The organism is Anabaena sp. AL09, assembly GCF_001672255.1.
GTDB classification, from domain to species: domain Bacteria; phylum Cyanobacteriota; class Cyanobacteriia; order Cyanobacteriales; family Nostocaceae; genus Dolichospermum; species Dolichospermum lemmermannii.
Map to the genome: position 1 here is coordinate 1 of NZ_LJOQ01000015.1, position 20,576 is coordinate 20,576.

The following is a 20,576-nucleotide window of genomic DNA, read 5'->3' on the forward strand; positions in this document are numbered from 1 at the left end:
TCTGGTTCAAGTCAATTTATAGTTGCAACTAATTCTGGTTGGAAACAGCGATGATTGCAGGTCGAGCCAATTATAATTCCAGGTCGCTACAACTAGGGAGGGTAATTTTCACGTTAATTCCCTGTTTGTTGAGGTGTTCGTAAAGGAATATCATTATTAATTCCTTGCCATATCAATTTGAGCCTAACCTGAAAATATTCATGGGTAACAACATTTCGCATATCACCCATTAATAGCCAAGGAATTTCCGGGTAACGTTTCTTTCTATCTTCAGGAATATGTTTAGAGGCTTCACCAATAATCATGTAGTCATAAAGTACGGCTTTGACGATAACCTTATTTTCGCAAAATGTTTCAAAACTCAGTCCTGCTGTACAGTCCCTAATTGTACAGGTGGAGTCAAGAATATCCTGAATACGAACCAGCCAATTTCTAGAAGACATAGACAATATCCTCTAGTATTGGTTGGCGCAAATGTTCGCGTAAAGCATCTTTTGTTCCCATATCTACCGGACATTTTAATAAATCTTGAATATAGAGTTTAGCTTCAATAAACTGAAATAAACTCATTGATTCGGATAATTCTGCTAATAAATCCACATCACTATCAGAACGAGCTTCATTACGAGCAACAGAACCAAATAATTCAAGGGATCTTACTCCTAAGTCTTTTAATTCTTGTTGATGTGTTCTGAGAATTTGTAACACTTCTTCACGGTTCATAATTTGGTATTTCTCCTTATTTCTCCATTTTATTTGGAAGTCTCCTACTATCTTTCTAAATCCTTGATTTCCTTGGGAACTCCCGCTGTTAAAACCTCATTTCCATCTGCGGTAACTAATACATCATCTTCAATGCGAATCCCAATTCCTACCCAACGGGGGTCAATTTCCGGTTGGTCTTCTGCGGGTTTGGTGTCGGGGACTATATAAAGTCCTGGTTCTATGGTTAGCACTTGGCCAGGTTGTAAGGTTTGGGGGTTTTCTCCATGTTGATAAACTCCGACATCATGGACATCTAAACCTAACCAATGACTGGTGCGGTGCATATAAAAGGGTTTGTATTTTTCCTCTGCGATTAATTTATCAATTTCTCCTTTGAGTAAACCCAGTTCGACTAATCCTTCTGTTAATATCCGCACTGCTGCATTATGAGGTGCATGGAAGGAATTGCCCGGTTTTACTTCTGCTATTGCTTGTTTTTGTGCAGCTAATACAATTTCATATAATGCTTTTTGTTCTGGTGTGAATTTACCACTAACGGGAAAAGTCCGGGTAATATCAGAATTGTAATAACCATAAGCGCAACCAGCATCAATCAACAGCAAATCATTTGCTTGCATTTGACAGTTATTTTCGATGTAATGCAGTACGCAAGCATTCTTACCTGATGCGACAATGGAAGGATAAGCTGGCCCCATTCCCCCTCGTAACCGGAAAATATGTTCTATTTCGGCTTGGATTTCATATTCATAACGTCCTGGTGCGGTGGTTTGCAAAGCATAATTATGAGCTTCTACGGCAATTTCTACAGCTTGACGCATTAAATCTAATTCTGTTTTACTTTTATATAGCCTCATATTGTTGAGGACAGTACCAGGATCTGTGATAGAAGTTGGTCCTGTACCGCGTTTGGGATAGGTTCGCAGTAAGTTTTGATAATGTTGGAGAATTTTGTCGTTGAAATTGCGATCGCGTCCTAAATGATAATAGATACAATTGGCTTTTTCTAAATATTGGGGTAACTTTTCATCTAACTCCGCAATGGGGTAAGCTACATCTGCACCATAAAATTCCTTAGCTGCGTCTATTCCACAACGATAACCACTCCAAACTTCCTTTTCTCGGTCTTTGGGTTGGACAAATAAGATAAACCGATGTTCTGGGTGATGTGGTGCTAATACTGCGACTGCTTGGGCTTCATTAAAGCCAGTTAAGTAAGAGAAATCACTATCTTGACGATAAATATACTCGACATCGTTGTGCATTACTGCGGTCGGCGCACTTCTAAAAATCGCTGTACCACTGCCTATTTTCGCCATTAACTTCTCACGACGTTGCCGATATTCTGTTTGCATAGTTGATTTATTGATAGTGTTGTTTTTGGCTTTAACAATTATAGACTACTGATAAATGTTATCAGAAAAATTGCTAATTTTAGTTATTTTAACCAATTTTTAATTTCCTTGACAATCCATGAGGACTTTTAGGGATGAGATTGTCAAGAAAACAGGATTTCATTTTTAAATGATGACATTGATAAACAGAATATAAAATATTTTTTGATTGTTTAGATATTACTTTAAAAATTAAAAGTTAGTGTTGATGAACATTATTAAAATGTCTATAAATAATGACATTAAATCAAAATAATTAAGCAAATGTTTGTCATTTACAGAATCTTCATAGAAAGCAAATTAAAAATAGATATTAATTACTAATAAAAACAAGTCATGTTTGAGAATAAATCAGCTTTATCTTTAGATACAAGCAGTTGGGCAGCAGACTCAGTTGCAAAATCAGAATCTTTGACAACATCTCTTGATACTCCTATTAGTAGAAGTTCTTCTGTTTCTGCATTAGCCGATCCATTAGTACCAACCAATCCATTAGCTCAAATCCCCATTGGAGGCAGTGCTAACCCTAATCCTAATCCTTATTTAACCAGTGCAGCCATTGTTCCTGATTTTAATGGTGATGGTAAAACAGATAAACTTTGGGTAAATGCTCAAACTGGTGAAATTTTAGTTCGCCTAATGAACGGAACACAAGTTTTAGAACAAGCTTCTTTGGGTAAATATGACTTAAATACCTGGGACTATAAAACTGCTGATTTTAATAGCGATAATAAGACTGATTTCTTATTACGCAATAAAGCAACTGGTGAAAATGTAATTGTGCTAATGGATGGCGCAAAAGTCTCTAGTTTCTTGGCTTTAGATCGAGTTGATCCAGGTTTTACTGCTAGTATTGGCGATTTCAATGGCGATCGCAAAACTGACATTTTCTGGAACAATACCACTACTGGTGAAAATGCTATTTGGCAAATGGATGGTACAAAAGTAGCTAATGCAACCGTTCTAGAAACTACCGCACCAGGATTGACTGCAACCATTGTTGATTTTGATGGTAATGGTAAGAGTGACATCTTCTGGCGCAATCCTACCACAGGTGCAAATACTGCTTGGTTTATGGATGGTAGCGAAGCCACCAAGTATGATCTCCAAGCTCAAGATGCTTCTTGGACTTCTACTCTTGGTGATTTTAACGGCGACTTCAAAACTGATGTTTTATGGCGCAATACCGCTACAGGTGAGAATAAGATTTGGACAATGAATGGCGTTTTTGTGACTGAAGGTGTTGTTAGCACTTTGGGTACAGATTGGAGCGCGAAAATCGGCGATTTCAATGGCGACGGTAAAACTGACATTTTCTGGCACAATGCGGCTAGTGGTGCAAATACTGCTTGGTTGATGGATGGTACAACGGTAAGTTCTGAAGCTTTCTTACCTAGCAATACTCCTGGTTTGACAGCATCTTTAGGTGATTTCAATGGTGATGGTAAGACTGATATTTACTGGAGAGATCAACAAACATCCGCAGATAAAATCTGGACTATGAATGGAACTTTAGCGACTGAAACTCCTGTTTCTGATGCAGATAAGCTGACTCCAGAATGGTATACAGGTTGATTTGGTAATTGGTAATTGGTCTATTATCAATTTATTAAGACTTTCTGAACTTATATTCAGCGATCGCTTTCCTAGAAATCAAAGATAGCGATCGCTTTTTAGTAGCGGGTTAGAATTGATATCAAAACTTATAACTCAAAACCTGAATTTCCGTATTTTCCGGCAAACTCTTAGAATTAATCGCTACAGAATCATTATTACTCCGGCGAACATTAACACCCTGCATCAAAGTCAGAAAATCATCTACTGGGGTAATATCACACTCTTTAGCATCAGCGGCTTGAGTGCGGTAATGGGTGGGAATGACTAACTTAGGATTTAAGACTTTAATAGTTTGCTTTGCTTCTTCGGGATTATAAGCTTTAGCACTTCCTCCCACTGGTATAAATAGCACGTCGGGGCGACCCATGAGGATTTTTTGTTCTAGGGTAATCGGTGCAGCAGAACCCCCTAAGTGCAGCAGATTAATTCCCCCTTGGTTCAATTTCCAAGCCACATTTTTCCCAAATCGTTTTCCACTATTACGATCATGGTCTGTGGTAATTCCCTGAAACTTAACGCCGCGAAACTCATAGACACCGGGCTGATAAACTAATTTGGGATTTCCTGGTATTTTGTCTATTGCCCCTTCATCCAACAATTGACTACTAATTAATACCAAATCTGATGCAACTTTTGGGGGACGATATTTAGCTGTACAGCCTAAAGTAGTAAAGGGATTGATGAGAATTTTGACATTACCATTGGTTAATAAAAAGCAAGTATGTCCTAACCACTGAATTGATACACCACTAGATTGAGCATTTACTGGAACTGGATCAACCAAATTAGTCACTACAGCCGTCACTAAACCCGCCCCAGCATAGCCTATCAATTGTCGTCGTTTCATAAAATACTCGCTTTACAAAGTTCGCAGAAAATTTCTCAGTAATTCCTTACCCAAAGCAGTTAGGACACTCTCTGGATGAAATTGGACTCCTTGAATGTGAGGATAGTTCCGGTGTCTCACGCCCATAATTGTGCCATCTTCTACCCAAGCCGTAATTTCCAATACTTCTGGGCAAGTTTCGCGCTCAATAACTAAACTATGATATCTGGTAGCGGTTAAAGGATTTTCTAAACCTTGAAAAATTCCTATGCCTGTGTGCGATACCAAAGAGGTTTTTCCGTGCATCAATTCTGGGGCGGAAACAATTTTACCACCGAAAACCTGGCCAATACTTTGATGTCCTAAGCACACGCCTAGAATTGGGAGTTTATCTCCTAATTGGGCGATCGCATTCAGGGAAACTCCCGCATCATCTGGACGACCAGGACCAGGGGAAATCACCACTGCATCGGGGTTTAATGTCCTAATCTCATCTATAGTAATCTTATCGTTTCGCACCACTTGCAGGTCATTAGCAACTGGGAAATCTACTGCTAATTCTCCCAGGTATTGTACCAAGTTATACGTAAAGCTATCGTAATTATCAATGACTAATATCACAATTTTTACCTAATTTCATTTAAAAATATCAAAGATGTTCCCTGAAAACGTCTCTACTATTCACAATCTACCATTTAAAAAGTAGACAGAATTAATGTTGTTAAAGGAGGCAATATTAGTGTAGAGGCAACCAATAATGCGACTAAAGCTGAGACAAGTACAGCACCAGCAGCGCAGTCTTTAGCAACTTTTGCCAACTCATGATAAGACTGTTTTACCGTTAGATCTACAATTGACTCAATAGCAGTATTGACTAACTCTAAGGTTAAAACTAAACCGCTGGTAACAGCAATTATGGATACTTTCACTGTTTCCAGCCGCAAAAATACACTTAAACCAATCGCTAAAGCGCAGACGGCTACATGAATCCGAAAATTCCGTTGAGTCTGAAAAGCGTAAGTAATTCCAGCCCAAGCATACTTAAAACTAACAAATAAATTAGAGGCAATTTGCCAGGAAAGTTCCCTATCTTTGGACACAAGCGTTGGTAAGCTATTATTGGTTGGTGATGACGAAACTTTTGGGGACATAGACAAAAGAATGTAGGGGATGTGGGGGATGTGGGGAGTTGGGGATGTGGGGGAGTTGGGGAAGATTAATATTTATGGTGTTTATTTATGGTTTTTATGATTCATTAACCAGCGTGATGGGTTATTGATCATAGTCACTAAACCAGATAAAACTTGATTATAATTACCATAAAGTTTACGTCCTGTTTCAATATCTAAATAATTACACTTAACTGTAAATTCTATCCATGTTTGAGTTTCAGCAGATTCAGCCTCACAATCATTTAATTTAGCAACAAAAGCAGCCTCATAACGACGTTTCCGCCAAGCTTCTGCCATATTCGCACAAACAGAACGAGAAGAACGACGAATTTGATCTGTTAGAGAATATCTTTCTTCAACAGGAAATCTTTTTGATAACTCAAAAATTTTCATTGCTGCTTCAAAAGCAATTTGATAAATTCCCAAATCTCTATGAAATTTAACCATTGATATTGAGTTTGATTCGTCTAAGTTACCAATCATCTTCTTTCTCACCTCCTTTACTCTTTTACTCTTCACTCCCTACTCCCTCTACCTCCCCTACTCCCTCTACCTCCCCTACTCCCTCTACCTCCCCTACTCCCTCTACCTTCCCTACTCCCTCTACCTCCCCTACTCCCTCTACCTCCCCTACTCCCTCTACCTCCCCCACCTAGATCAACTGTGAGGGCATTATAGGCTATTTTAAATATCTCAACTATAAAGTTATTACCAAAATTCGCAATTGTCACCATACATTTACGACTCTAAGTTAATAATAATACCTATTTTCTTCAGTAATACAACTTGTTCGGTTAACATTTCCATCAAACTCTCTTCGTCAGGATGATCCCAACCTAACAAGTGTAGTAAACCATGCGCCGTTAACCAAGCCAACTCTGTAGATAAGCTATGTTCCTGCTGTTCTGCCTGACGTTGTGCCGTGTCTATAGAGACAATTATATCACCTAAATACACAGGCATAGAAACCAGCATTTCTTCGCTTTGTGGTAAATCGGCTTCTAGAGATGCAAAGGCTAAGACATCTGTGGGTTTATCCTGTTGACGATATTGGGAATTGAGAGTTTGAATTTCTGTATCGGTTGTCAACCGCAAACTGACTTCGTAACTAGGTGCAGTTGGTAAATAATCTTCAAGAATTTCCAACCATTGCTGAAACCAATTTTCCCAAGTTGCGGAAGGAATTGGGGAAGAGTCATCAACGCAATTTTCTAAATATAACTCTACCTGTAGAGACACGAGTTTTCCTCTCTTAGCGGGTAAGATATGCTAAACCCACGAGGACAGATAATAGTCCTACAGCAGTTAGCGCAAAGTGTTTGAGGGAAGTGCCGCCTTTTCTGACCATGTTTCGCATGGCAAGTTTGACGTAGCTAGGTTGGGGTTCTGAATCTGGGGTTTTGTCCATAATTAATTGATCATCAATTCTTTTATCACTGTAACCGATTGTGGAGGAATGGGAGTTACACTTCTTAATTTTGTTTCGCGCAAAGACGCAAAGACGCAAAGGAGCAAAGACGCAAAGGAAGAAAGGAGAAAATTTCTCCCTTCATTTTTGATTATGCGTCAACTATCTGGTTTTCTTGTCTGAGATAAGCCTGAATGAACATATCAAGTTCTCCATTCATGACATCGGTAATGGCTGTGGTTTCGATGTTTGTCCGCAGGTCTTTCACCATTTGGTAAGGGTGAAATACATAGTTACGGATTTGATTACCCCAGGAAGCTTCGACCATATCACCGCGAATTTCGGCAATTTCTTGGGCGCGTTGTTCTTTGGCAATGATTAATAGTTTGGCTTTGAGACGGGCGAGCGCTTTTTCTTTGTTTTGCAGTTGGGAACGTTCTTCTGTACACCGGACTGCTAGACCGGTGGGAAGGTGAACTATGCGGACTGCGGTTTCTACTTTGTTGACGTTTTGCCCACCTTTACCGCCAGAACGGGTGGTGCTAATGTCTAAATCTTTCTCTGGTATGTCTAATTTGACGGTGTTATCTATTTGCGGCATGACTTCGATTCCCGCAAAGCTGGTTTGCCGTTTGCCGTTAGCGTTGAAGGGGGAAATTCTCACGAGACGGTGAGTCCCCATTTCGGAACGCAAGTAACCATAGGCATAGCGTCCGGTGATTTCTAGGGTGACTGATTTGATTCCCGCTTCTTCACCTTTTGATTCTTCGGCTAGGGTGACTTTATAACTATGATCTTCTGCCCACCGGGTATACATCCGCATGAGCATAAATGCCCAGTCTTGTGCGTCTGTGCCACCAGCACCGGCGTTAATTGTCAGGACTGCGCCTTTATCGTCGTAAGTGCCGGAAAGGAGTTGTTGTAGTTCCCATTGGTCTAGGTCATGATTGAGTTTGCTAATGGTAGATTCCGCTTCTTGCAATAGTGCTGTGTCGGTTTCTAGTTCTAATAGCTCAACTACTACTCTGGTATCGTCTAAGTTGGCGTGCCATTTGTAATATTGATCTAAATGGGATTTTAGATCATTGAGTTCTTGCAGGGTGTTTTGTGCCTGGGTTTGGTCTTCCCAAAATTCTGTTTGGGCGGATATTTGTTCTAAGTCGTGAATTTTGGCTTTGAGTGCGGGTACGTCAAAGATAGTCCTGGGTTTTACCCAGGCGGCTAGACAATGTTTCGATTTCGCGTTTTAGTTCTAATACGTCCATAAGTGGTGTTGCTGATTAATTAAGATAATTTTTTTCAGGCTTCGCCCCGCTTCGCTAACACGCAGAGGCGCAGAGGGGCAAAGAGAAGGAGTTTTCGGAATGGAATCATTTTATCCGAAATCAGGGATCAGAAGTTGATGGGGAATTTTGGAGTATTTTGGGCTTTTGTGCGAGCTTGTATGGCTTGTTGGTAGTCTGGTTTATATTCTATGGCTTTGTCGTAGGAGGCGATCGCTTGTTGGTATTGTTGCAAATTTAACCAAGCGTTACCTTTACTGTACCAACTTTCATAATGATTGGGTTTATAGCGAATAGCTTTATTATAGGATGCGATCGCTTCTTGATATTTTTGTAAGTTATATTGTGTATTCCCTAAATTATACCATACTAAATAATCATTGCTTTTTAAACTAATAGCTTTTTTGTAAGATTCTATTGCTTCTCCATAGCGTTTAACTTGATGTAATGCCCAACCTCGATTATACCAAGCTTGATATTGTTGAGGATTGGTTTTAATTACTTGGGTAAAGGAATCAATTGCTTCTGGGTATCTACGTAATGTCATTAATATATTACTTCTTGATAACCAAGCTGCGGAGTTATTTTGATTATACTGCACGGCTTGATCATAAGCTTGTAAAGCAAATTCATAACGATTTAAATTAACCAAGCAATTACCTAAATTGTACCAAGCTGATTCATGATCAGGTTTTAATTCTACAGTTTTTTTGTAAGCTGTAATTGCTTCTTCATATTGTTTAAGATTTTGGAATGCTAATCCTTTTTTGTACCATAATTCAGGATTATCAGCTTGGAAATTAATTGCTTGTTCATAAGCTTTAATTGCATCATTATATTGGCTAATTTTTATAAGAATATCACCTTTAAGTTGCCAAACTTGGGGTTCATCATTTTTTAGTTGTAAAGCTTTATCTACAGTGGCAATTGCTTCTGAATAACGTTTGAGTCTGACTAAAACAAAACCTCGATTAGTCCAAGCTTCTAAATAATTGGGTTGAATTTGAATGGCTTGATCATAAGCTATTAAAGATTCTTGATATTTCTTTAATTGAAATAATGCTTTACCTTGTCCATATAAAGCTTGAGGATAATCAGGTTTGATATCTATGGCTTTTTCGTAAGTTGCTAAAGCTTCTTCATAGCGTTGTAATTGAATGAGAGTATTACCCTGATTATATAATTCTAGAGCGTTTTTACTATTAAGGCGATTGAGCATAAATATTGCCCCGAAACTACCAATACTTAAAACAAATATTCCTAATAGCAACTTCCAAAATATTCCTTTTTTAGTATTGGGATTTTTCACTTGATTTGGTAAAGTAGCAGGGGAAATAATTATTGTTCCCGATGTATTTTTATTTAATTCTTGCAAAGCTTGTAATGCTATTGTTGCTGAAGCATAACGTTGGCGAAAATCATAACAGATCATTTGATTTAAAAATTGGGCAAATTCTGGAGATACAGTGGCGAAATTTTGCCAAATAATTTCATTAGTTTCAACATCTTTCTCTAATTGATCTGGTGATAATCCTGTTAAAGCTTGAATAGCAATAATTCCCAAAGCATAGATATCACTGCTAAATTTTGGTGTTCCTTGTGCTTGTTCTCCAGGAGTATAACCGGGTGTACCAATAGCAACAGTAGATTTGGTAATGTCTGGAGAATTTACTAATTTTGTCGTAATTTGTTTGACTGCACCAAAATCAATTAAAATTAATTTATTATCTTGTTCTCTTCTGAGAATATTCCGAGGATTGACATCACGATGAATTACCTTTTGTTGATGGACAAAATCCAAAATTTCTAAAATTTCTTGTAATAAAGACATTACCTGATTTTGAGTAAAGATGACACCAGGTTTGAATTCTTGACTGAGATCATTACCAATAATTAGTTCCTGAACCAGATAAAATTCGGCATTTTCTTCAAAGTAGGCTAAAAGTTGCGGAATGCGATCATGATTTCCTAATTTATATAAAACTTGGGCTTCTGTGTCAAATAACCTCCGAGCTATTTCTAAAGTGGTAATATCAGTAGATTGAGGTTTGAGTTTCTTGACTACACACTGGGGTGAGCCTGGTAATTGAGTATCATTAGCAACATAAGTTTCACCAAATCCGCCACCTCCCAGGTAATTGGTGATTTGGTATCTGCCTACAAGGGTGTTTCCTAGCATTTCCTGAGCCTATTTGAATATTGTGTTACATTATGATAATCTTGCCACACAAAAATGAGGAGATGGGAAAAAATATTAATTAGTAGTTAAAAATTAGTAATTCAAATGTTAAAATCAAGATGATTCCTATAGATGATAATATTCGCAGTTGGCAAAAGCCTATTATTAATTATTGGTTAATTGGGATTAATGTAGTCATATTTCTCTGGGAAATAAAATTAGAGTGGAGTAATGAATTAGGAAATTTAATTAATAATTGGGGAATTATTCCATCTCAAATAAATATCTCAATTGCTAACGCTTTTTTTTACAATTCTGCGGCTTGGGTAATTGTATTTTGGCGGCTACTTTCTTTACCTGTATCCCTGTTTCTCCATGGCAGTTTTAGCCAAATCTTAGGAAATATGCTGTTTCTGTGGGTATTTGGGAAAACGGTAGAAAGTATTTTAGGAAATAAACAGTATTTACTACTTTATTTAACTGCTGGCTTTTTTTGTGGCATAGTTCAAATTATTTTATCCTCCGATTTAACAATACCAATTATCGGTGCTAATGGAGCTATTGCATCTATTTTAGGTGCATATCTGATCAAGTTTCCCCAGGCAAAAATATATTCGGTTTTGACTTTATTGGTTTTGTATATCCCTGTGGAAGTTCCAGCTATTTTATATTTATTTTGGTGGTTTATCCAGCAGTCATTTTATGGCATAGGGAGTTTAAATATGACGGGTGGTAGTTCCTTCTCTAGTGTGAGTTATTGGGGACAATTTGCGGCTTTAGTGACGGGTGCGGCTTTTATGAAAATTAGACAAAGACTTTAGGTTATTGTGATTTTTATGTGAAGCTGCACAGAATCATCAAATCCATCAATTCATCCGAATTTATCTGCGTTTATTTGCGTTCATCTGCGTTTAATAATTCTTGATATCTTATTCCATATCTTAATTTGGTATAAGGAAGTAAAATGGGGTAGTTCATATTGGAATTTTAAATTAACTTCAATGTCTGTAGTTTCTAGCATTACTGTTAAAGTTCCCGCGACGACGGCGAATTTGGGACCAGGGTTTGATTGTATAGGTGCAGCTTTAAAGCTGTATAACGAATTTAAGTTTACTATTCTTGATGCAGGTGAGTTAATTATTCAAGTCTCTGGTTCGGAAGCCGCAAAGGTACAAACTGATGAGAGTAATCTTTTATATCAGGCGTTTGTCAAGTTATACCAATATATAGAAAAAACACCACCAGCGGTGAAAATAGAAATTAATTTGGGTGTACCTTTAGCGCGAGGTTTGGGTAGTTCTGCGACTGCTATTGTCGGGGGGTTAGTTGCTGCCAATGAGTTGGCTGGTTCACCGTTGTCTGAGTTACAGGTAATGGAATTAGCGATCGCAATGGAAGGACATCCTGATAATGTAGTACCAGCGTTGTTAGGTGGTTGTCGTCTGGCTGCTACCAGCAAAAAAGGTTGGGAAGTTTGTGATATTCTCTGGCATCGAGATATAGTTCCAGTTGTAGCAATTCCTGATTTTGAGTTATCAACCTCAGAAGCGCGAAAGGTTGTCCCCACAGAAGTCAGTCGTGCTGATGCAATTTTCAATATTTCTCATTTGGGTTTATTATTGCGCGGTTTAGCAACTAATCGAGAAGAATGGTTAATAGCAGCCTTGCAAGATAAATTACATCAACCTTATCGCCAAGCTTTAATTCCTGGTTATGATACTGTGAATGCGGCTGCTGTGGCTGCTGGTGCTTATGGCATGGTAATTAGTGGTGCAGGCCCCACACTTTTGGCTTTAGTTGATACAAGTTATGCCAAATCCGTAGAAACAGCAATGGCAAATGCCTGGGCTGCAATGGGTATGAACTCAGTTGTGCGATCGCTTACCCTAGATCGGCAAGGGGCGGTTATTTTGTAATAGATAATTACAAATGCAGCAACACCAAACATCTATAGCAATCCTATTTGAGTTGAGAACGTATCGGTGATAACGTAGTGTGACTTAAGTCATGGGAAGGGAACAGAAGTGTTCCCCTACTTTAAACATTTCATTTTGTTGATTAACATTAAATTATCGAGTCCGATGCACCTTACAATATATATTGATTGTATGTGTAATTTGTAAATAACAAAAGGTAAAGTTATGACAGTTATTACTAATTTGCAGCAGATCTATGAAACAGATGACCATTTATGGTTATTAGAAACTATTAAATTATTAAAACAAAGTCGTTTTGATGAGTTAGATTTAGAAAATTTAATTGAGGAGTTGGAATCATTGGCAAAAAGAGATAAGCATCAAGTTAAAAGCCTACTAGAACAAATAATTAGACATCTTTTATTATTGCAGTTTTGGACACAAGAATATGACAGAAATAAAAATCATTGGCGTTCAGAAATTAGAAGTTTTCGAGTACAGTTAAAAGATAGATTAACATCTAATTTGTATAATTATTTGAATTCTATTTTTACAACTATTTATGAGGACGCTTTGGGTTATGTTCAAGAAAAAACAGGTTTTACTGTAAATTTTCCCGCAGAATGTCCTTATTCTTTGGAGGAAGTTCTTGATATTCATTATTTACCTAATTGATTAAGTCATTGTTTGTGTGATGTCTATGGAGTGTGAAGCGATTGTCACACACAACTAATTGACAAGTAATTAATGTATAAAATATCATTAGAGCGGATAAAACCGTGATATTATTAGATGCAATAGTGCCAGCACTTCGTAAGAATCGCTTATCGCTTAATTCAACTGTTTAGCTTTTTCGAGTAAATCTTATGTATACAAGTAAATATGGAAAAACAATAAAACTTTTCTTGATGGATTCAGATCCAGATGGAAGAATAGCCTGTGAACTATCTAATTGGACAGGAAAAGCTTACAGAATTCCTAGAGGCAAAGTAAAAGATTGCTCTGACAGAGAAGACCTTAGAAGCACTACAGTTTACTTATTGTTTGGAAAACCTGAGACATTGACTGATAAGGCTTTTGATTGTCAAGCGATCGCCCAGAAGAAGTAACAGCTTTTTCACTTACCCCCAATCATCATATATATATGGATATGGAAAAAATCCAGTCAGAAATAGCAGCACTACAATCTCAAATTCAAGCACTCCAACAAGAACGCGCTGCACTGACAAATCATCATGTAACGCCGGAAAATGATTCACCCCTAGCCATAGTAGAAGCTTACCGTCGTCAAGCCAGAGAAAACGTTCAATTGTCTGCGGAACTTAAAGGCATAGATGATGCAATGTATTTCCTGGAAAAGCAAATACAGCAAAAGAAAGCCCATCTCAATAGATATTTACCTATGTCTATTCGCATATCCCAACAACAAGAACAGCTAGAAGAAGCCAAAAAAATCGCTCAAATTCATGCCGAACGAGTTAACGAACTAGCATTAGAACTAGCTAAAGAAATTAAACTGCTAAAAACCTGCGCCGATGAACTTAGTCCCATGTATTGGCAAGTTTACTACAAACCTTTCATCACAGGCTTTAAGACCATTTCTGTCCCTTTCGTAAGATCAGATGGAGAAGTGTGGATGATTGTCAACCGTATTGTCTAAGAAACAGAGATAACTTTGATAAAAATTTAATTTATCCTCAAGCTGTTCATTATAACTAAAGACAGCGATATTAGTCGCTGTTTTTTTGTTGACGTTGCAAAAATTTACATTTAGAATGGACTCGCGGCATAATTTAGTAAGTATTTATGACTATCTGTCCTCCAAATTGGAAATCTTCATAAGAAATCGTTTACAGACGTAACGATTCCTTAATATAATGTAAACAAAAGCAAAACCAAAAACATATTGTCAACAGTGATGAATGCCATAGAAATTCCTTGGTTATCAGCCATAATCTTCCTGCCTTTAGTGGCAGCCCTCGCAATTCCCATCATTCCCGATAAAGAGGGTAAAACCGTCCGCTGGTACGGCTTGGGAGTGGCACTATTAGACTTTGCATTCATGATTTTTGCCCTGTGGCAGAGTTACGACTTTCAAAGTTCAGCCCTGCAAATGACAGAAAGCTATCCTTGGATACCCCAACTTGGCTTGAACTGGTCGCTAGGCATTGATGGTTTATCAATGCCCCTGATACTTCTAACGGGCTTCATTAACACACTCGCAGTATTCGCGGCTTGGAAAGTAACCACCAAGCCGCGTTTATTTTATGCGTTGATGTTGATTATGTACAGCGCTCAGTTAGGTGTATTCCTCTCCCAAGACTTGTTAATGTTCTTCTTGATGTGGGAAGTAGAGTTAGTACCCGTTTACTTACTAATTGCCATCTGGGGAGGCGCAAACCGCCGTTACGCAGCTACTAAATTTATTATCTATACCGCCGCAGCCTCTATATTTATACTGGTAGCTGGTTTTGCAATGGCTTTCTATGGTGATAACTTCACCTTCAACATGACCGAATTGGGAATGAAAGAATATCCCAAAGCTTTAGAACTAGCACTATATGCAGGTTTCTTAATCGCTTACGGTGTCAAACTACCAATTTTCCCGTTACATACATGGTTGCCTGATGCTCATGGTGAAGCATCTGCACCCGGTTCAATGATTTTAGCCGGTGTCTTGTTAAAGATGGGTGGTTATGCCCTAATTCGCTTTAACGTAGAGATGTTAACTGATGCTCATGTTACCTTTGCGCCAGTTTTAGCGATTTTAGGTGTAGTTAATATTGTTTACGGCGCTTGTTGTGCCTTTGCTCAAACCAATCTCAAACGCCGTTTGGCCTACTCTTCAATTGCCCACATGGGGTTTGTGTTAATTGGCATTGCATCTTATACAGAAATCGGGATTAGCGGTGCTGTATTACAAATGGTTTCTCACGGTTTAATTGCTGCTAGTTTATTCTTCCTTTCTGGTGTAACTTACGAACGTACCCACACCTTAGTAATGGATAAAATGGGCGGTATAGCTAAAGTAATGCCCAGAACTTTCGCTCTCTTTACTATAGGTTCAATGGCTTCTCTGGCTTTACCCGGTATGAGTGGTTTTGTCGGTGAATTGATGGTGTTCTTAGGTTTTGCTACTAGCGATGTTTACAGTTCCAGCTTCAAAATTGTAGTCATCTTTCTATCAGCAGTTGGCGTGATTTTGACACCCATTTATTTACTTTCCATGTTGCGTCAAGTTTTCTACGGTAATCAACATCAAGACTTACATTTAGATGCTGTAGTTCTTGATATTAAGCCTCGTGAATTGTTTATCACCGCTTGCTTGTTAATTCCCATCATTGGTATTGGTTTTTATCCTAAGATGATTACACAAGCTTATGATGTGAAAACAGTGGAAGTTGCGGCTCATGCTCGTCAAGTCTTACCAGTTGTTGCTCGTCAACAACCTACAAATTTGTACTCGCAAATTTTCACCGCACCAACATTAGCTAATTCTGAAATAGTGAATATAGTTGAGTAATTATCAAGCCCAAAAAGACGCTGTAGTAAATCTTAAATTAAAAGGGGATAAGATCCCCGACTTCTTGAAGAATTCGGGGATCTCTTTTAGGTATTACTAATATAAACCTTCATTCCATGCAATAATAAACCTAATCCCCATCCTAATATGGGATAAATTGCCCAAAAATATCCAGGACTTACCACCAGATTTAACAGCACCAAAAAACCATTAATTGCCATAAAAGCAAATAGGTGTGATTTGAATCCTTTCCGTTGTTGACTATTAGACATTTGCTCTTGTTTCACTTCTATATTATTTTTTAACCATTCTTGTTCCGCAGCTTGTAGCGACTCTGAAGAAACACCTAATTCTGAGGCTATTTCTATAATTTGTTCTCTTGTATATTCTCCCTGTTGCTTTCGTCTAAAAGCTACTTCAAGAATCTGCTGCATTTCCTCTGAGTTGTAAGTCATTATCAATACCTAAAATGGTAAAAAATACTTTTGAGAGTTACTTTTGAAACGGTAGCTACACAATCATTAAAAATATATGTGCCTACGAATTGCGTAGAAACACATTTTATATCTGAAAAATAATTGATGTCGTAATTAACAGCACAAATATAGATGAAATTAAAATTAAAAAATAAATCATTCCTTAGATAGTGTTTTTTCTTCTATTTCTGAGAAAAAATGAAGTTTATAATACTACAATTATAATTTTATTTATACTTTTAATAAGTATAAAATATTCAAAAATTGAAAATCTGATCAGAAGTAAATGTATTTATGAATTTATTTATACAAAAGTACACTCCTAAACTATTCCACTTCATCATTGATATCTGAATACTTCTCCACTATCACTAATTCAGTATTATCTTCTGCATAATTACCCCATTTATCTAACACGTCTTTAACCAATATTTCTTGCACCCAAATTCTGACAACAACCGTTAAAGGAAGTGCTAAAAATAATCCTAAAAATCCAAAAAATGTCACAAAAAATAACTGAGAAATTAAAGTAACTGCTGGTAGTAAAGATACTTGATGTGCCATGACTACAGGTGTGATAAAATTGCTCTCAGCCTGTTGAATAAAAAAGTAGAGAACAAAAACAGCAACAGCTTTCCAGGGATTATCCAAAAGAGCGATCGCCATTGCCGGTACTACACTCATAGTCGGACCCAAATTAGGAATTAAATTCATAAATCCGGCTAACACACCCAAAGCCAATGCAGCCTTCACCCCTAAGATTGATAAACCCACCAAACTCATCAACCCAACTACAAAAACTCCAATAGAAGCACCAGTCACCCATCCTTCTAAAGACACTTCGCACTGTTCTAAAATTCCCACCACCCGTCGCCGATAAAAAGAGGGAAATATGCGAACAAATACTTTTTGATAAGCATCAGGATTAACTAAAAACATTCCTGTTAAAACCAGGACTAATAAAATTTTGAGAACAACTTCTAAAGATCCAGAAACAAAAGCAAAAGAATTACCTAATAAGCGATTAAATAGCGGTTGTGCTTGTGCAATTAAACTATTAAGATCCGGTATATAGGGTAATAATTGTTCAGGAATATGAGTTCTTTGGACATCAATCCAACTATTAAACCGCCCAAATCCTTGGGGAACTCGATAAGTGAGTTCATGAAATTGCTGGACAAAAGGGGGGACAATTAACCAGAAAAAACAGACAACACCCGCAAAGAAAATCCCTACAGCTAATAAAACTGATAATCCTCGTTTTATTCCTAAACTTTGAAAGCGTCGCGCGAGACGATTTAAAGTCGTCGCTAACACAACAGCAGCAAATATTAGCAGCAAAACGTCCCTAAGTTGCCACAATATATATAAGGAGATAACTAAAGCAATTAAGCCTATCCAATGACCAAGATTCACAAGCAAGACTCCCAGCTTGGTAAAATGCTTTTTGATGACAATGCAGTTAGATTAGCTGATTTTAGCAACACTGACTATATTTTTTCTGTTAATTTTGCTTTTGTCTTGGTATTCGCCACAGGAGAACAGTTGCCATAATTATAGTTGGTAACAAAACCATAATTAACACATTTGTCACCGTTGCTGGAATCCCTAAAAACGGAGCAGCATATTTAATTAATACCGATAGCAAAGTCGAAAATAATAGCAGCTTCAGCAAAAATCCCAATTGATTTTCCATAACAGTGCGGGGAACACATAATTTTATAGGGTATATACTAATTTAAACGTTACTGTCCAATTTATCTCGTTATCTCGTTCCTAGTCTCTGACTAGGAATGCAGTTGATGAGGCTCTGCCTCCATCTTATCTCATTGAAGGCAGAGCCTTATCTCATTCCCAGTCAGAGACTGGGAATGAGATAAAAATAATAAATATTGTGTTAGCTAAATGTTGCCATCTACCGTTAGGGTAGAATATAGTGTGAATTTCTATCATATTATCGCTAAAATGGAAATAAATTCAGTAATTAGTGCGATCGCTAAAATTGCTCCTGCAACTGCTACCCTGGCTATCAATCCAGCACAACGGAGTGAAACTGTAATTAGAATTAAACAGCAATTAGGGCTTGATCCGATACAACCGCCAAATGATACCATTAGCGTTTATATCTATGCTTTAATAGAATATGGAGTATATAAGCCTGAGCCATTACTGAAACTTTTTAGAGAAAAAGAAATTCAAAAAGCTTTCTGGAAAGATTTTAATGCCGATCATCCCTTGATTTTTACTCCAGAAATAGAACATTTTCTAGATTGGAATACTTTGGGAGATGAAATAAGAGAATTAGAAAATATTAACATTCGTCAAGAATTTGAAGAATTTTATCAAGTTTTTGTCAGCGTAGCTAAACGCACGAGGACACCTGCGGAAGCTTTACGTGATCAAGAATCGAGTCAAAGATATGACTATCCACAAGAATTTCAATCATTAATTACAGAAAAAATCAAATCCTTCTGCGGTCGCAAATTTGTATTTGCTGCCTTTAAAAACTTCATCAACACCAATAAAAAAGGTTATTTTACAGTTATTGGTGATGCGGGAATGGGCAAAAGTACCATCACTGCAAAATACGTTTTTGAACATAAGACAATTTGTTATTTCAACAACTTACAAGAAAATCGTAATAGTCCTGAATTATTTCTGGAAAGCATTCGTCAACAACTCATTAACCGCTATCAATTAACAAATGTTGACAAGGATGATGGTTCTACCGTTCCCCTTATGATCAAACATCCTTTTAATATATCCAAAACCATTGGTGTACATGGGTTTAATCTAAATTAATAAGCGAGTAGGGGTTTCAGGGATATTTTACCGAAAATATCATAAAGGGAGCGGTAGAGCCAGGATGATTTATCAACATTACTGGTAAAAGCTACTGAAAAACTAACCACCAATGAAAAATTAATCATTGTCGTTGATGCGTTAGATGAAGTAAACCAAGAACCAGGAGCAGAAAATATTTTACATTTACCAAAAACTCTACCAGATAATGTTTATTTCTTCCTGACTAGACGAAGTTATGAACCAACTAAAGAACGACTCTATATTGAAGGATTGAAAAAAGAATCTTTAGATTTAACTGATAGTCAATATGATCAAGAAAATCAGCATGATATTCAAGAGTATATTCGTTTCTGTTTAAACGATGATCCAGAACTCAAAGACGGATTACAAACTTGGATAAAAAACAAAAATATCACTCCTGACGCTTTTGTAAATGAATTAGCAACCAAGAGCGAAAATAATTTTATGTACCTGCGCTATGTTTTACCAGCTATCGCAGAGGGTAAATATAATGATTTGAATTTAACCCAATTACCTCAAGGTTTGCAAGACTATTATGTAGAACATTGGAAACGGATGAAAATGAATGATGAAGCTCAAATTTATTTGAGAAAGCCTTATCACTTTGTTAATTCTGGTAAACCTGAAAATTTAACCAAATATTTCCAAACCCTCACAGATTATCAATTCATAACCGCCAAAATCAATCATCCTGAATTTGGTATCCAAGCATTAATTGAAGATTATGATTTATTAGATGCTACCCAAACCGCAACCCACCCAGACCAAAGCAAAACCTTAAAATATATTCAAAGTGCATTGCTACTGTCAGCACATATTGTCACCCAGGATCAACAACAATTACCGAGTCAATTATGGGGAAGGTTACAAACCATCAACACCCCAGAAATTCAAACCCTATTAACCCAAGCACAACAAACTCACCCTCACCCGTGGTTGCGTCCCCTGACCCGTAGTCTTACCCAAGCAGGAGGAAGGTTACTCCGCAACCTCACAGGTCATAGTAATTTTGTACGAGCAGTAGCAGTGACAGTAGACGGAACACGGGTGATTTCTGGTTCATCTGACAATACTGTGAAGGTGTGGAATTTAGAGACGGGGGAGGAACAGTTCACCCTCACAGGTCATAGTGATTGGGTACGAGCAGTAGCAGTGACAGCAGACGGAACACGAGTGATTTCTGGTTCTGATGACAATACTGTGAAGGTGTGGAATTTAGAGACTGGGGAGGAA

Annotated in this window: 22 protein-coding genes and 1 pseudogene; 9 read left to right on the forward strand and 14 right to left on the reverse strand. The window is 37.5% G+C overall.

Annotated features, from left to right (window positions below; all coding sequences use genetic code 11):
• Window positions 1-113: 113 nt before the first annotated feature.
• Genes AN490_RS02610 through AN490_RS02620 form a run of 3 tightly spaced genes read right to left on the reverse strand, consistent with a single transcriptional unit; the run spans window position 114 to window position 2,078 of the window.
• Window positions 114-443 carry a DUF86 domain-containing protein gene (locus tag AN490_RS02610; protein WP_299999674.1) on the reverse strand — a complete coding sequence of 110 codons (330 nt, stop codon included), beginning with the start codon at window positions 441-443 and terminating at the stop codon, window positions 114-116.
• On the reverse strand, window positions 433-723 hold the full coding sequence (locus tag AN490_RS02615) for a nucleotidyltransferase family protein (protein ID WP_299999675.1): 291 nt from the start codon (window positions 721-723) through the stop codon (window positions 433-435). The genes AN490_RS02610 and AN490_RS02615 overlap by 11 nt, the downstream gene beginning before the upstream one ends.
• A 47-nt stretch (window positions 724-770) precedes the next feature.
• Entirely contained in the window at window positions 771-2,078 is a 1,308-nt protein-coding gene (locus AN490_RS02620) for an aminopeptidase P N-terminal domain-containing protein (protein ID WP_299999676.1), read from the reverse strand.
• 375 nt (window positions 2,079-2,453) lie between these two features.
• Between AN490_RS02620 and AN490_RS02625 the strand changes: the two genes are divergently transcribed.
• Window positions 2,454-3,692 carry a VCBS repeat-containing protein gene (locus tag AN490_RS02625; protein ID WP_299999677.1) on the forward strand — a complete coding sequence of 413 codons (1,239 nt, stop codon included), beginning with the start codon at window positions 2,454-2,456 and terminating at the stop codon, window positions 3,690-3,692.
• Between the two features lie 121 nt (window positions 3,693-3,813).
• Here AN490_RS02625 and AN490_RS02630 read toward each other — a convergent pair whose 3' ends face one another.
• The 8 genes from AN490_RS02630 to AN490_RS02665 form a co-directional block, all read right to left on the reverse strand.
• Window positions 3,814-4,581, reverse strand: coding sequence for an MBL fold metallo-hydrolase (locus AN490_RS02630; protein WP_213710959.1), 768 nt, complete (start codon window positions 4,579-4,581; stop codon window positions 3,814-3,816).
• A gap of 12 nt (window positions 4,582-4,593) precedes the next feature.
• A complete protein-coding gene (locus AN490_RS02635) occupies window positions 4,594-5,181 on the reverse strand; it encodes an aminodeoxychorismate/anthranilate synthase component II (protein ID WP_015079091.1) in 588 nt (195 codons plus the stop codon).
• Window positions 5,182-5,255: 74 nt separating this feature from the next.
• Window positions 5,256-5,711, reverse strand: a complete 456-nt coding sequence (locus AN490_RS02640) for a diacylglycerol kinase family protein (RefSeq protein WP_299999679.1) — start codon at window positions 5,709-5,711, stop codon at window positions 5,256-5,258.
• 81 nt (window positions 5,712-5,792) lie between these two features.
• Entirely contained in the window at window positions 5,793-6,179 is a 387-nt protein-coding gene (locus tag AN490_RS02645) for a four helix bundle protein (RefSeq protein ID WP_299999680.1), read from the reverse strand.
• Window positions 6,180-6,470: 291 nt separating this feature from the next.
• Complete coding sequence (gene ybeY, locus AN490_RS02650) at window positions 6,471-6,971, reverse strand: rRNA maturation RNase YbeY (RefSeq protein WP_299999681.1); 501 nt, start codon at window positions 6,969-6,971, stop codon at window positions 6,471-6,473.
• Between the two features lie 13 nt (window positions 6,972-6,984).
• Window positions 6,985-7,140 carry a DUF3285 domain-containing protein gene (locus tag AN490_RS02655; protein ID WP_148764645.1) on the reverse strand — a complete coding sequence of 52 codons (156 nt, stop codon included), beginning with the start codon at window positions 7,138-7,140 and terminating at the stop codon, window positions 6,985-6,987.
• Between the two features lie 151 nt (window positions 7,141-7,291).
• Window positions 7,292-8,405 (reverse strand): peptide chain release factor 2 gene (prfB, locus tag AN490_RS02660; RefSeq protein ID WP_271837161.1). Its coding sequence is split into 2 segments (ribosomal slippage): window positions 7,292-8,332 and window positions 8,334-8,405, totalling 1,113 coding nucleotides; the frame shifts between segments, so codons are not numbered across the junction.
• Between the two features lie 127 nt (window positions 8,406-8,532).
• Window positions 8,533-10,602 (reverse strand): serine/threonine-protein kinase, encoded by a 2,070-nt coding sequence (locus AN490_RS02665; protein WP_299999683.1) that lies wholly within the window; start codon window positions 10,600-10,602, stop codon window positions 8,533-8,535.
• Window positions 10,603-10,721: 119 nt separating this feature from the next.
• On the opposite strand from AN490_RS02665, the gene AN490_RS02670 reads away from it, so the two are divergent.
• From AN490_RS02670 to AN490_RS02695, 6 genes are all read left to right on the forward strand, one after another.
• Window positions 10,722-11,423, forward strand: a complete 702-nt coding sequence (locus AN490_RS02670) for a rhomboid family intramembrane serine protease (protein WP_299999685.1) — start codon at window positions 10,722-10,724, stop codon at window positions 11,421-11,423.
• Window positions 11,424-11,603: 180 nt separating this feature from the next.
• Entirely contained in the window at window positions 11,604-12,518 is a 915-nt protein-coding gene (gene thrB / locus AN490_RS02675; protein ID WP_299999687.1) for a homoserine kinase, read from the forward strand.
• Between the two features lie 225 nt (window positions 12,519-12,743).
• Window positions 12,744-13,193, forward strand: coding sequence for a DUF29 domain-containing protein (locus AN490_RS02680; RefSeq protein ID WP_299999689.1), 450 nt, complete (start codon window positions 12,744-12,746; stop codon window positions 13,191-13,193).
• Window positions 13,194-13,384: 191 nt separating this feature from the next.
• On the forward strand, window positions 13,385-13,627 hold the full coding sequence (locus AN490_RS02685) for a hypothetical protein (protein WP_299999691.1): 243 nt from the start codon (window positions 13,385-13,387) through the stop codon (window positions 13,625-13,627).
• 41 nt (window positions 13,628-13,668) lie between these two features.
• Window positions 13,669-14,178 carry a hypothetical protein gene (locus tag AN490_RS02690; RefSeq protein WP_299999765.1) on the forward strand — a complete coding sequence of 170 codons (510 nt, stop codon included), beginning with the start codon at window positions 13,669-13,671 and terminating at the stop codon, window positions 14,176-14,178.
• A gap of 258 nt (window positions 14,179-14,436) precedes the next feature.
• Entirely contained in the window at window positions 14,437-16,041 is a 1,605-nt protein-coding gene (locus AN490_RS02695; protein ID WP_213800224.1) for an NAD(P)H-quinone oxidoreductase subunit 4, read from the forward strand.
• Window positions 16,042-16,127: 86 nt separating this feature from the next.
• Here AN490_RS02695 and AN490_RS02700 read toward each other — a convergent pair whose 3' ends face one another.
• The 3 genes from AN490_RS02700 to AN490_RS02710 all read right to left on the reverse strand — a co-directional run bounded on the left by AN490_RS02700 (window position 16,128) and on the right by AN490_RS02710 (window position 18,213).
• Window positions 16,128-16,496, reverse strand: a complete 369-nt coding sequence (locus AN490_RS02700) for a 2TM domain-containing protein (protein WP_299999693.1) — start codon at window positions 16,494-16,496, stop codon at window positions 16,128-16,130.
• 348 nt (window positions 16,497-16,844) lie between these two features.
• Entirely contained in the window at window positions 16,845-17,933 is a 1,089-nt protein-coding gene (locus AN490_RS02705) for an AI-2E family transporter (protein ID WP_271823936.1), read from the reverse strand.
• 88 nt (window positions 17,934-18,021) lie between these two features.
• Entirely contained in the window at window positions 18,022-18,213 is a 192-nt protein-coding gene (locus AN490_RS02710; RefSeq protein ID WP_213710945.1) for a hypothetical protein, read from the reverse strand.
• Window positions 18,214-18,422: 209 nt separating this feature from the next.
• On the opposite strand from AN490_RS02710, the gene AN490_RS02715 reads away from it, so the two are divergent.
• Window positions 18,423-19,319: a hypothetical protein gene (locus AN490_RS02715; RefSeq protein ID WP_299999699.1), complete on the forward strand. Its 897-nt coding sequence runs from the start codon at window positions 18,423-18,425 to the stop codon at window positions 19,317-19,319.
• 273 nt (window positions 19,320-19,592) lie between these two features.
• A pseudogene (locus tag AN490_RS02720) lies at window positions 19,593-20,576 on the forward strand (hypothetical protein); the annotation flags it as partial.